Source organism: Pseudonocardia sp. DxW, assembly GCF_058448985.1.
In genome coordinates this window covers 21,172-34,470 of record NZ_JBZFLK010000039.1, presented here as the reverse complement: position 1 = coordinate 34,470, position 13,299 = coordinate 21,172, and the positions used below count along the sequence as shown (strand labels likewise).

Below are 13,299 nucleotides of genomic sequence, written 5' to 3'. Positions count from 1 at the left end.
TCCCATTCCGAACCCGGTAGCTAAGCCTTTCTGCGCCGATGGTACTGCACTCGACAGGGTGTGGGAGAGTAGGTCGCTGCCGACATTCAACCTTTGAAAGGGGGAGTCCGTTCCGGTGTTGTCACCGTTCGGGCTCCCCCTTTTCTCTTTTTCTGGGACCGCCCCCACCTGGCCAGGTGGGAGGAACGGTCAGCTCGGTGCGGTCGTCCGACCGCGGAAGTGACGGTGTTCCTTTGTACCCTGAGCACGTGACGGACGGGAAGCGTCCCGGCAGCGGCCGGGGAGGCGGTGACCGCGGGCGCGCGGAGCGGTCCGGCTCCGGCTGGGGCCAGGGCGGTGGCGACCGGACCCGCAGCGAGACCGGACGCTCGGGGGAGCCGCGCGGCCGGCGCGACGACCGACCCGAGCGCGGCGGCCCCGACCGGCCCCGCGACGACCGGCCCCGCGGGAGCGGCGGGCCGAACCGCGGCGGTGGCTACCGGGGTTCCGACGACGGCGGCGCGGGACGGCCCCGCCGGGACAACGAGGGGCGTCGGGGCGACGGCCCGTCGCGTGGCAGGCCCGAGTCCGGTGGTTACCGGGGTCGCGGCGGCCGGGACGACGACCGGGGCCGCGGCTCCGGCGACGGCGAACGCCGCGAGACTGGCGGCTACCGCGGCCGGAACGACCGCGACGGTGGCGGCCACCGCGGGCGCGCTGAGAGCGGCGGCGGTGGCTACCGGCGTCGCGACGACGACGGCGGCGGCTACCGCCGTCGCGAGGACGACGGTCGCCGCGACCGGGACGGCGGCGAGCGCGGCCGTTCGGAGAGCGGCGGCAACCGGGAGGGCCGCGGCGGCTACCGCGGCCGTGACGGCGAGGCCCGAAGCAGTTCCGGTGGCTACCGCGGGCGCGGTGAGTCCCCTGGCTACCGCGGGCGCGATGACCGCGGGCGCGGTGAGTCCGGTGGTTACCGCGGGCGCGATGACCGCGGGCGCGGTGAGTCCGGTGGTTACCGTGGCCGCGACGACCGGGACCGCCGGGGACCGCAGCGTGACTCGGGTTCCTCCTGGTCCGGGCGCGACAGCAGGCCGGATCGGTCGGGTCCGCGCCGGGACGACGACCGGGCACCCCGTCGGGACGACCGACCCCGCAGCACCGGCAATCGCGGCGACGACCGGCCCGCGCGCTCCTACCGTGACGGTGGCGGGTACCGCGCCGGTGGCGGGGACGACCGCGGCCGGCCGTCCGGCGACCGGGGCTACCGCGGTCGTGACGACCGTGGCGGTCCGCAGGGCTCGGGCGGCGCGCGCGGTGGGCGTCCGTTCCGCGACGACGACCGGCGCACCGGCGGGTCCTACCGGGGCGGGCGTCCGTCCCGGGACCGGGACGACCGCGGCGCTGGTCCGCGCCGTGAGCGCTCCGAGCGCCCGTCCCGTGAGCGCGACGGTGCCGACCGGGCGCGCAACGACCGGGCGGACGGCCCGGCCGGCCGGCGGGACGACCGGTACCGCTCGGCCGATCGCGGTCCCCGGGGGCGAGCCGACGGCTCCGAGGCCCGGTACGAGCCGCGCCCGGCCGAGCGGGGCGACGACGTCCGGCCCGGTGAGCAGGTCGGCCCGGTCCGGTCCGAGCACGATGGCGCCTTCGCGGCACGGCAGGACGAGCAGTCCGGCGAACGGCCCGGCCCGGCCGGCGAGCCCGGCGGGCAGCCGGGAGCCGCTGAGCAGCCCGGCGGGTTCGGCGGACAGGCCGGCACCGCGGAGCAGTCCGGCGCGCTGACCGGCTATGCCGCGCACACCAGCGGTTCGGCGGACGCCGCCGCTCCCGTCGGCGACTCGGGCACCGCGGCTCCCGCCCGCGGCTCGGACGCCGCTGCGCACACCGGCGGCTCGGACACCGCTGCGCACACCGGCGGCTCGGTCACCCCCGCGCGCACCGGCGGTTCGGCGGACGCCGCCGCTCCCGCCGGCGACTCGGGCACCGCCGTGTACACCGGCGACTCGGCTGCTGCCGCGCAGCGCGGCGACCGGGTGGACGCCGCCGCACAGGCCGGCGCTTCGGCGGACGCCACGGCGCCGACCGACGCGACCAGCGGCCACACCGACCCCGAGCGGGCCCGACCCGCGACGTCCGAGGCGGCCACCGCGTCGCCGGACGGGCAGACCGTCGCTGACCGGTCCCCGGAGTCCCGGCCGTCCGGCCGTCCGGCACCGCACCGCGAGCGGGCCGATCGCGGTCGCCGCGACGACCGGCCCGCGCGCCGCGACGACCGCCGGGCAGGCCCCGGCCGGGACTCGCGCGGCGGCCCCGACCGCGGAGACCGCGGTGACCGGGGAGCCCGCCGTGACCGGGGAGACCGGGGAGATCGGGGAGACCGCCGCGACGGCGGCGACCGCCCCCGTCGTATCCCGGAGTCGGCGGAGCGGACGTTCGTCGCCGAGCCGGATCTCCCGGACTCGGTCTCGTCCGCCGAGCTCGACCCGAGCGTCCGGCGCGACCTGCGCGGGCTGCAGAAGGAGACCGCGGAGAGCGTCGCCCGGCACCTGGTCGCGGCCGGGATCCTGGTCGACGAGGACCCGACGCTGGCGCTCGAGCACGTGCGGTACGCCCGGCGGCGCGCCTCCCGGATCGCCGTCGTGCGGGAGGCGGCCGGAATCGTCGCCTACCACGCCGGCGAGTGGAACGAGGCGCTCGGTGAGTTCCGTGCCGCCCGCCGGATGGGCGGCGGCCCCGGGCACGTCCACGTCATGGCCGACATCGAGCGTGCGCTCGGCCGGCCCGAGCGGGCGCTCGACCTGGCCCGCAGTCCCGAGTCGCGGGACCTGGGCCGCGAGGAGCGCATCGAGCTGCTCATCGTCGCGGCCGGTGCCCGGCGCGACCTCGGCGAGCTCGACGCGGCCGTCGTCGGGCTGCAGGTGCCCGAGCTCGACCCGGCCGCGCGCGACCCGTGGAGCCCGCGGTTGTTCTACGCCTACGCTGACAACCTGCTCGCCGCCGGGCGCGAGGCCGACGCCATCCAGTGGTTCGTGCACGCCCACGACGCCGACACCGAGGGGCAGACCGACGCCGCCGCCCGGATCGCCGAGCTGACCGGTGAGGAGTTCGCCGCGTCCGACGACGACGAGCTGACCATCGGCTACGAGGAGCTGCCGGACGACCCGGCGGACAGCCCGGACCCCCGCGGCGCCGCCGAACCGTCCCCCGACGCCACCGGACCGGCCGAACGACCGGTCGACGGCACGTCCGTCGGCGGCGCGGCCCCCACCGGACATCCGGACGGCGGCGCACCGGCCACCGCGCACGCGGAGGGCGCCGCACCGGCGACCGCCGACCGGCCGGACCCGGAACCCACGGCCGACGGCCACGAGGACCCGGCTCCCGCGCCCGATGACCAGCGCGGCAGCACGGCGCCGGACGTCGCGGACCGCGACGCCGACGACGCACCGACCGACCACGGGGCGGCCACGGCCGATCCCGCCGGAACCCCGGTGGACCCCGAGCGCCCGGCGGCGGCCGAGCGACCGGTGGGTGCCGACGGACCCGACAGCGGGTCCGCTCCGGCGAGCCCCGCCACCGACGGCCCGGCCACCGACGGCCCGGCCACCGACGGCCCGGCCACCGACGACCCGGCCACCGACGACCCCGCCACTGACGGTGCCGTCGCTGACGGCGAGGCGGCCGGCGGCCCCGCCACTGGCGGTGCTGCCACTGACGGTGCCGCCACCGATAGTGGGGCGGCCGACGGACCCACCGCCGACGGGCCCGCGGACCCGGGGACGGCCCGCTCATGACCGACGACCTGCTGTCCCGCCACGACGTCCTGCTCGCCGACCTGGACGGAACCCTCTACCGGGGGCCCGAGGTCGTCCCGGGCGCGCTGGACGCCGTGCTCGGCGCGGCCGCGCGCGGCGTGCCGACCGTCTACGTGACGAACAACGCCTCTCGCAGCCCGGCGGCGGTCGCGGCGCACCTGACCGAGCTGGGGTTCCCGGCCGGCGTCGGGGACGTCCGCACCAGCTCGCAGGCCGCCGCCACGATGCTCGCCGAGCAGCTCCCGGCCGGCGCGCCGGTCCTCGTCGTCGGCACCGACGCGCTCGCCGACGAGGTCCGGGCCCGCGGGCTCACGGTGGTCGGGACGGCCGGCGAGGCCGTCGCCGTCGTCCAGGGGCACTCGCCGGACACCGGATGGCGGATGCTGGCCGAGGCCGTCGTCGCGGTCCGGGCCGGCGCGCTGTGGGTCGCCTCGAACGTCGACCCGACCCTGCCGACCGACCGCGGCCCGCTGCCCGGCAACGGCTCCATGGTGCAGGTCGTGCGCACCGCGACCGGTGCACAACCGCAGGTCGCGGGCAAGCCCGCCGCGCGGCTGCTGCGGGAGGCGCAGGGCGACGCGACCCGGCCGCTGGTCGTGGGGGACCGGCTGGACACCGACATCGAGGGCGCGGCCGCACTGCGGGCGCCGTCGTTGATGGTGCTGACCGGGGTGAACGGGCCGGCCGACCTGCTCGCCGCACCACCCGCGTTGCGCCCCACCTACCTCGGTGCCGACCTGGGTGCGCTCGCCCGGCACCCGGACGAGCTGACCCCGGGGCCGCGGCCCGGCTGGCAGGTCGAGCACGGGCCGGACGGCCTGCGGCTCAGCGGATCCGGTACCGGACCCGAGCCCGCGGTCGACGCCCTCCGCGCGCTGTGCGCGGCAGCCTGGGAGCACGGTGCCGGCCCGGTGACCGCCGACGGCGGAGCGGCCGCCGGGGTGCTCGACGAGCTCGGGCTCGGCGGCTGAGCACGCCCGCCCCGTCCGGTGGGCGGGGCGAGGGCGGTGCCCGCGGTCGCACCCGTCCGCGTTCGGCTACCGTGGCCAGCGAGACCCCCGTCCCCGGAGATCATCGATGAGCGTCCCCACCCCCGGCCCGCGTCCCGGTGACCCGCGGCAGGCGGCAGACCGGCCGGTCTCCGCGCTGCGTGCCGACGTCGAGGCGGCCGTCGCCGGGCTCGACGATCTCGCCGACCGGCCGGTCTCCGAGCACCCGGCCGCGTTCGAGCGGGTGCACGCCGCGCTCGGCCGCGCCCTGGGCGCCGGGCCGGAACGGGACTGAGCGTGCCGCCCACCCGCGCACGGCTGGACGCCGAGCTCGTCCGGCGCAAGCTCGCCCGGTCCCGCGGCCAGGCCGCCGAGCTCATCGCGGCCGGCCGGGTCACCGTGAACGGGATGCCCGCCGCGAAGCCGGCGACGGTCGTCGAACGGGACGCACCGGTCGTCGTCCGGCCGGACGAGGGCCCGGAGTGGGCCTCGCGCGGTGCCCGGAAGCTGCTCGGCGCGCTGGCGGCCTTCCCGGCCGTCGAGCCCGCGGGGCGGCGCTGCCTGGACGCAGGCGCCTCCACCGGCGGCTTCACCGACGTGCTGCTCGACCGCGGCGCCCGCGAGGTCGTCGCCGTCGACGTCGGCTACGGCCAGCTCGTCTGGAGGCTGCAGTCCGACGAGCGGGTCCTGGTGCACGACCGCACGAACGTCCGCGCGCTGGAACCGGAGCAGATCGGCGGGCCGGTCGACCTGACCGTCGCCGATCTGTCCTTCATCTCGCTGCGCACGGTGCTGCCCGCGCTCGCCGCCTGCACCGCTCCCGGCGGGGACCTGCTCCCGATGGTCAAGCCGCAGTTCGAGGTCGGCAAGCAGCGGCTCGGCTCCGGCGGGGTGGTCCGCGACCCGGGACTGCGCACCGAGGCGCTGCACGGCGTCGCCACCGCGGCCGGCGGGCTCGGGCTGCAGGTGCTCGGCGCCGTGGCCAGCCCGCTGCCCGGCCCGTCCGGCAACGTCGAGTACTTCCTGCACCTGCGGCGCCCCGACGGCGGCGAACCCGGTCCCGGTCCCGAGCTGGAGCCGATGCTGGCCGCCGCCGTCGCGGACGGCCCGGCATGAGGGAGGTCCTGCTCGTCCTGCACACCGGGCGTCCGGCGAACCGCAAGACGGCACTGCGGGTGATGGCCGAGCTCGGCGCGCTGGGGCTGCGCACCCGGGTGCTGGCCGACGAGTGGGCCGAGATCGGCGCCGATCCCGATCTGCCGGCCGATCTCGCTCCCGTCCAGGTCGCGGCCGGGCCGGACTGCGCGGCCGGCGCGGAGGCGGTCCTCGTCCTCGGCGGCGACGGGACGCTGCTGCGCGCCGCCGATCTCGCCCGGCCGTCCGGGGTGCCGCTGCTCGGGGTGAACCTGGGCCACGTCGGGTTCCTCGCCGAGGCCGAGGAGGACACCCTCGACGAGGCCCTCGACAAGCTCGCCGCCGGGGCCTACGAGGTCGAGGAACGGACGACGCTGCAGGCCGTGGTCCGCTCCAACGGGCACGTGCTGGGCCGGACCTGGGCGCTCAACGAGGCCGTCGTCGAGAAGACCACCCGGGGCCGGATCCTGGAGGTCGTGCTGGAGGTCGACGGCCGGCCGGTGTCCTCGTTCGGCTGCGACGGGGTGCTGTGCTCCACACCGACCGGATCCACCGCCTACGCGTTCTCCGCGGGCGGCCCGCTGATCTGGCCGCAGGTGCAGGCGATGCTGGTCGTCCCGAGCAACGCGCACGCGCTCTTCGCGCGGCCGATGGTGGTCGCGCCGGACAGCGCGGTCGCGATCGAGGTGTCCGCGGACGGGCCGTCCGCGGTGCTGGACTGCGACGGCCGCCGGACGATCGCGGTGCCGCCGGGCGCCCGGGTCGAGCTGACCCGCGCCGCCGAGCCGGTGCGGATGGTGCGGCTGGCCGCGCAGCCGTTCGCCGACCGGCTGGTCCGCAAGTTCGATCTCCCGGTACGGGGCTGGCGCGGCGCCCAGCAACGGCGGTCATCGAACACCTGATCGACCGCTCGGCGCACGGGGACGACCGTACGAACACCCGTTCGGCCCACGGCGCGTGTCGGCGATGTTCTCCGTCGGGGGTCGAACGTATGGTCCCACCCATGTTGGCCGAGATGCGGATCCAGGGCCTCGGAGTGATCGACGACGCGACCCTGGAGCTCGACCCGGGCCTGACCGTGCTGACCGGTGAGACCGGCGCGGGCAAGACCATGGTCGTGACCGGACTGAACCTGCTCGGCGGCGGCCGCGCGGAGTCGTCGCGGGTGTCGGCCGGGGCGAAGCGGGCGGTCGTCGAGGGCCGCTTCGCGGCGTCTCCGGGGGCGGTCGAGCTGGCCGAGGAGGTCGGCGCCGAACCGGACGACGACGGCACCCTGATCGCGGCGCGCACCGTCTCCGCCGACGGCCGGTCCCGGGCCCACCTGGGCGGCCGGTCGGTCCCGGTCGGGGTGCTCGGCAGGCTGGCCGAGGCGCAGCTGGCGGTGCACGGCCAGAACGACCAGCTGCGCCTGCTCCGCAGCTCGGACCAGCGGGCGCTGCTCGACCGGTTCGCCGGCGACCCGGTGGCGGTCCCGTTGGCCGAGTACCGGCGGGTGCGCTCCGAGTGGACCGCCGTCGTCGCCGAGCTCGCCGAGCGCCGGGGCAACGCGCGCCGGCTGGCCCAGGAGGCCGACATGCTGCGGCACGGCCTGGCCGAGATCGAGGCCGTCGATCCGCAGCCGGGGGAGGACCGAGAGCTCGTCGAGCTGGCCCGCCGGATGGCCGAGGCGGACGACCTGCGGGCCGCCGCCGAGTCAGCCAGGGCGGCGCTGTGCGGCCCGGACGACGGTGAGCTCCCCGGCGCGGTCGGTCTCGTCGGGCAGGCCCGCTCGCTCACCGAGGGCAGCGGTGACCCGGCACTGCGGGAGCTGGGGCCGCGGCTCGCGGAGGTGCTGGCCGTGCTCGCCGACACCGGCGCCGAGCTGTCCGGCTACCTGGACCGGCTCGACGCGGATCCGGAACGGCTGGAGCAGGTGCTCGCCCGGCAGGCGGAGCTGCGCTCGCTCACCCGCAAGTACGCCGCCGACACCGACGGCGTCCTGGACTGGGCGCACACCGCCCGCGAGCGGCTCAGCGGCCTCGACACCTCCGACGACGCGCTGGCCGGGCTCGCCGCCCGCCGGGACGAGCTGGCGGCCGAGCTGGCCCGGCACGCCGCGGCGGTGACCGCGGCCCGCACCGAGGCGGCCGGGCGGCTGGCGGAGGCCACGACCGCCGAGCTCGCCGGGCTCGCGATGCGCGACGCCCGGCTGCAGGTCGGCGTCGCGCCGCGCCCGGCGGGCGACTCCGGTCCGGTGCTGGTGGTCGGCGGCCGCGAGTGCCATGCCGGTACCGGCGGTGTCGACGAGGTCGAGATCCGGCTCGTCGCGCACGCCGGAGCCACGGCCCAGCCGCTGCACAAGGGTGCCTCCGGCGGCGAGCTGTCCCGGGTGATGCTGGCGCTCGAGGTCGCGCTGGCCGGTGCCGATCCGGTCCCGACCATGGTGTTCGACGAGGTCGACGCCGGCGTCGGCGGTCGGGCGGCGGTCGAGATCGGGCGCCGGCTGGCCCGGCTCGCGGCCCGGCACCAGGTGATCGTCGTGACGCACCTGCCGCAGGTGGCGGCCTACGCGGACCGGCATCTCGTCGTGCAGAAGGCGTCCGGTGCCGGGGTGACCCGCTCCAGCGTGCAGCGGCTCGCGGAGGGGGAGCGCACCGCGGAGCTGGCCCGGATGCTCGCCGGGATGGACGACACCGACACCGGCCGCGCCCACGCCGAGGAGCTGCTCGCCGCGGCCACCGCGCACCGGGAGGCGGACCGCCGGGAGCAGTCCACCGCGGCCGAGCCGGCGGACCTGGCCGAGGCGCGGTCGCGGCGCACCGGAGCGGCGGCGACCACCGGCCGGGCCCGGCGCCGGAGCGTCCCGCGAGCGGGGTGAGCGGCACCGGGACCGTCCCGACCCGGGGCCCGCATGGCCCGGGGCCGGGCTGGCGGGGGATCGGGCCGGCCCGGGCCGCGCGCCGGTCCGGGACCCGCGGCGGGGCCGGACCAGCCCGGGACCCGGGGATGGTCGTACGGGGGCGTCCGGCAACCGGGTGAGACCGCCCGGCCCGGCGGGGGAACCGGCGGCCCGGCCCGGCGTGCCTTCGCCGTCACAGCCGTCCCACCTGCCACAGTGCGACCCATGAAGCTGTCCGGCCTGCTGCACCGTTCGCGACCGGAGCTGCCGGGCCTGACCGGCCCGGTCCGCACCGACCACCGTACCGAGGCCCTGCTGCGCCGGCTCCGGCCCGGCGACATCGCCGTCCTCGACCAGGTCGATCTCGACCGTGCCACCGCCGACGCGCTGGTGGCCGCCCGGGTCGCCGCGGTCGTCAACGCCGCGCCGTCGATCTCCGGCCGGTTCCCCAACCTCGGCCCGCAGGTGCTCGTCGAGGCGGGCGTCCCGCTGGTCGACGACTGCAGCGCCGAGATCATGCGCGCGGTCAAGGACGGCGCGAAGGTCCGGCTGCACGACGGCGTCCTCTATTCCGGGGAGCAGCCGCTCGGCGAGGGCCGGGTGCAGACCGAGGACACCGTCGCCGACGCGCTCGACGAGGCCAAGTCCGGTCTCACCCACCAGCTCGAGGCGTTCGCCGCCAACACCATCGAGTTCATGCGCCGGGAGCGCTCGCTGCTGCTCGACGGGCACGGCGTGCCCGAGGTCGACGTCCCGCTCGACGGCAGGCAGGTGCTGGTCGTCGCCGCCGGGTTCGAGCACAGCCGGGTGCTGAAGCGGCTGCGCGCCTACATCAAGGAGTACCGGCCGGTCCTGATCGGCGTCGGGGCCGGCGCCGACGCCCTGATGAACGCCAGGTACAAGCCGGACCTGATCGTCGCCGACCCGTCCGAGGTGTCGAACCAGGCGCTGACCAGCGGCGCCGACGTCGTCGTCCCGGCCTTCCCCGACGGGCACGCACCCGGCCTGCACCGGGTGCAGGATCTCGGCGCCAGCGCGGTGACGTTCCCGTCGATGGCCAATCCCGAGGACCTCGCCCTGCTGCTCGCCCACCACCACGGTGCGGCGATGATCGTCACCGTCGGGCTGTCCGCGTCGATGGCCGAGTTCCTCGACCGCGGCCGCTCCGGCAGCAACGCCTCCACCTTCCTCACCCGGCTGCAGACCGGCGGCTCGGTGGTGGACGGCGCGATGATCGCGCAGATGTACCGCAGCCGGTCGTCGTTCGCGCCGCTGCTGCTGCTCGTCGCGGCGGCGATCGTCGCCGTCGTCGTCGCCGTGCTGGTGTCCGGCGCGGGACCCGCGGTCCTGGAGTGGGCGCGCGGGATCGTGGAGACCGTGCGGGCCTGGTTCCCGGCGTGATCTCGCGGCGCTACCACCGGATCGCCCTCGTCGCCGTCTTCGTGCTGGCCCTCGCAGCCGGCGTGGTGATCGCGACCGTCGGCCTGCCGCAGCGGATCGCGGCCACGGTCGCCGCCTCGGCCACGACGAGCGAGACCGACCAGCTGCGGGCCGAGCGGGACACGCTCGCCGCCCGGCAGGCGTCCGGCGACGAGTTCACCGCCCTGATCGGTCCGGACGTCGTGCGGGACACGCTGACCGGGGTACCGGTCACCGTCGTCGCGCTCGGCGCCGATCCGGCCGACACCCGGGCCGTCGCCGAGCTGGTCGCCGCCGCGGGCGGGACCGTCGCCGCCGAGGTCGTGCTCACCCCGGCCGTCACCGACCCGGCCCGGGCCGACCAGCTCCGCGACCTGTCCGCGCGGTTGCTGCCCTCCGGTGCGCAGCTGCCCGCGTCGTCCGAGGCGGGCACGCTGGCCGGCGGGCTCCTGGGCGCCGCGCTGCTGGTCCCGGCCGACGGGGCCGCACCCGACCCGCAGCAGGCGTCCGCCGTGCTCGCCGGGCTCGCCGGCGGCGGATTCGCCGAGCAGCCGACCGGCGACCCGGCGGCGGGGCGGCTCGCCGTCGTCGTCACCGGGGAGCAGTTCGGCGGCGTCGACGCCGCCGGCTCGGCCGCCACCGCGACCGCGCTCGCGGCCGAGCTGGACCGCCGCGGCGCCGGTGCGGTGCTGGCCGGGCGGGACGCCGCCGCGCACGGCGCGGTCGGCGCGGCACGCGCGGCCGGGGAGCCGCTGTCCACCGTCGACGGCGTCGGCACCGGCGCCGGACGGATCGCGACCGTGCTCGCGCTCGCCGAACGCTACGGCGGCGGGACCGGCCACTACGGCTCCGGGGACGGTTCGGAGGGCCCGGTTCCGGCCGTCCCACAGCGATCGGTAGGCTGAAACTCCGTGCAGACTCGCGCCACCCGTCATCTGTTCGTCACCGGTGGGGTCGCCTCCTCGCTGGGCAAGGGACTGACCGCCTCCAGCCTCGGTCAGCTGCTCACCGCGCGCGGGCTCCGCGTCACGATGCAGAAGCTCGATCCGTACCTCAACGTCGATCCCGGGACGATGAACCCGTTCCAGCACGGCGAGGTCTTCGTGACCGAGGACGGCGCGGAGACCGACCTCGACATCGGCCACTACGAGCGGTTCCTCGACCGGGACCTGCAGGGCCGGGCGAACGTCACCACCGGCCAGGTCTACTCCGAGGTGATCGCCAAGGAACGCCGCGGCGAGTACCTCGGCGACACCGTGCAGGTCATCCCGCACATCACCGGTGAGATCAAGGACCGGGTGCTCGCGATGGCCGCGCCGGACGCCGAGGGCATCGCACCGGACGTCGTCATCACCGAGGTCGGCGGCACCATCGGCGACATCGAGTCGCTGCCGTTCGTCGAGGCGGCCCGCCAGGTCCGGCACGAGGTCGGCCGGGACAACTGCTTCTTCCTGCACGTCTCGCTGGTGCCCTACCTGGCGCCGTCCGGTGAGCTGAAGACGAAGCCGACCCAGCACTCGGTCGCCGCGCTGCGCAACATCGGCATCCAGCCCGACGCGCTGGTGCTGCGCGCCGACCGGGAGATCCCGGATGCGATGAAGCGCAAGATCTCGCTGATGTGCGACGTCGAGATCGACGGCGTCGCGGCCGCCCCGGACGCCCCGTCGATCTACGACATCCCGAAGGTGCTGCACGGCGAGGGGCTCGACGCCTACGTCGTCCGGCGGCTCGGGCTGCCCTTCCGCGACGTCGACTGGACCGTGTGGGGGGACCTGCTCGACCGCGTCCACCACCCGCAGGAGACCGCGACGATCGCACTCGTCGGCAAGTACGTCGACCTGCCCGACGCGTACCTGTCGGTGACCGAGGCGCTGCGCGCCGGCGGGTTCGCCCACCGCGCGAAGGTCACGATCCGCTGGGTCCCCTCGGACACCTGCGAGACCCCGGCCGGTGCGGCCGAGGCGCTCGACGGGGTCGACGCCGTCCTCGTGCCGGGCGGGTTCGGCATCCGCGGCATCGAGGGCAAGCTCGGCGCGATCACCCACGCACGCACCCGCCGGATCCCCACCCTCGGGCTGTGCCTCGGCCTGCAGTGCATGGTGATCGAGACCGCGCGCAGCGTCGCCGGGCTGGACGGCGCGAGCTCCTCGGAGTTCGACCCGGACACCCCGCACCCGGTGATCTCGACGATGGCCACCCAGCGCGACGTCGTCGCCGGGGAGCGGGACATGGGCGGCACCATGCGGCTCGGGGCGTACCCGGCCGTGCTGGCGCCCGGATCGGTCGTCGCGAAGGCGTACGGGTCCCGGGAGGTCTCCGAACGGCACCGGCACCGGTTCGAGGTCAACAACACCTACCGCCAGCAGCTGACCGAGGCCGGGCTGGTGTTCGGCACCTCGCCGGACGGCGCCCTGGTCGAGTTCGTCGAGCTGCCCGAGTCGACGCATCCGTTCTTCGTCGGCACCCAGGCGCATCCGGAGCTGAAGAGCCGGCCGACCCGGCCGCACCCGCTGTTCGCGGCGTTCGTCCGCGCCGCGCTGCGCTACCGGGCCGAGGAGCGGCTGCCGGTCGAGCTGCCAGGCCGGCACGGCAGCGCCGCGGAGGAAACCGCGGCCGAGGCCGGTTCGAACGGCGTCGCCCCGGCGGAGAGCACCGCCGGCCCGACCTGACGGCGCGTCCCCGGGGCGGTGTGACCCGCTCGCGGCGGCCGGGTACCCGGCCGCCGAGCAGCGCGCTCACCGCCCCGGGCGCGGTCAGCGGCTCGATGCGGAACCGGCGCCCTGGCAGCGCCGCGGCGAGCGATCCCACGACCAGGCCGATGATCAGCCAGCCGTTCGCGAGGACCGTCTCGGCGACGACCGTGGCGCAGCCGGCGAAGGTGTCCAGGCCGTGCAGGCGGGGCGTCCGGCCTGGTCACCCCCACCGCTGACGGCGACGATGCCCGCGACGACGGCGACCACCGCTACGATCGCGGCACCGATCGGACCGAGGCGACGCCATCTGCCGGAACCGGATCCGGGATCGGCGTCGTCGGGTGCGGACGTGGACGGCGTGGGGCTCGACATCGGTTCTCCTGGAACGGGTC

General features: G+C 77.0%; 9 protein-coding genes and 1 rRNA gene. All 10 read left to right on the top strand.

Annotated elements, in window-relative coordinates; translation table 11 throughout:
- A 5S ribosomal RNA gene (gene rrf, locus ACVJO7_RS32550) occupies positions 1-85 on the top strand; the annotation flags it as partial.
- A 163-nt stretch (positions 86-248) separates the two neighbouring features.
- Positions 249-3,773 carry a hypothetical protein gene (locus ACVJO7_RS32545; RefSeq protein WP_491676141.1) on the top strand — a complete coding sequence of 1,175 codons (3,525 nt, stop codon included), beginning with the start codon at positions 249-251 and terminating at the stop codon, positions 3,771-3,773.
- A complete protein-coding gene (locus ACVJO7_RS32540) occupies positions 3,770-4,765 on the top strand; it encodes an HAD hydrolase-like protein (RefSeq protein ID WP_491676140.1) in 996 nt (331 codons plus the stop codon). The genes ACVJO7_RS32545 and ACVJO7_RS32540 overlap by 4 nt, the downstream gene beginning before the upstream one ends.
- A gap of 106 nt (positions 4,766-4,871) precedes the next feature.
- On the top strand, positions 4,872-5,078 hold the full coding sequence (locus tag ACVJO7_RS32535) for a hypothetical protein (RefSeq protein ID WP_344027299.1): 207 nt from the start codon (positions 4,872-4,874) through the stop codon (positions 5,076-5,078).
- 2 nt (positions 5,079-5,080) lie between these two features.
- Positions 5,081-5,899: a TlyA family RNA methyltransferase gene (locus tag ACVJO7_RS32530; protein WP_491676139.1), complete on the top strand. Its 819-nt coding sequence runs from the start codon at positions 5,081-5,083 to the stop codon at positions 5,897-5,899.
- A complete protein-coding gene (locus ACVJO7_RS32525; RefSeq protein ID WP_344027295.1) occupies positions 5,896-6,819 on the top strand; it encodes an NAD kinase in 924 nt (307 codons plus the stop codon). The genes ACVJO7_RS32530 and ACVJO7_RS32525 overlap by 4 nt, the downstream gene beginning before the upstream one ends.
- Before the next feature lie 101 nt (positions 6,820-6,920).
- The gene (gene recN, locus ACVJO7_RS32520) at positions 6,921-8,774 is read left to right on the top strand and encodes a DNA repair protein RecN (protein ID WP_491676138.1); all 1,854 of its coding nucleotides are present in this window, start codon (positions 6,921-6,923) and stop codon (positions 8,772-8,774) included.
- Positions 8,775-9,020: 246 nt separating this feature from the next.
- A complete protein-coding gene (steA, locus tag ACVJO7_RS32515; protein WP_491676137.1) occupies positions 9,021-10,196 on the top strand; it encodes a putative cytokinetic ring protein SteA in 1,176 nt (391 codons plus the stop codon).
- Complete coding sequence (locus ACVJO7_RS32510; protein ID WP_491676136.1) at positions 10,193-11,119, top strand: copper transporter; 927 nt, start codon at positions 10,193-10,195, stop codon at positions 11,117-11,119. The genes steA and ACVJO7_RS32510 overlap by 4 nt, the downstream gene beginning before the upstream one ends.
- 6 nt (positions 11,120-11,125) lie before the next feature.
- Entirely contained in the window at positions 11,126-12,883 is a 1,758-nt protein-coding gene (gene pyrG, locus ACVJO7_RS32505) for a CTP synthase (protein ID WP_491676135.1), read from the top strand.
- Positions 12,884-13,299 lie beyond the last annotated feature (416 nt).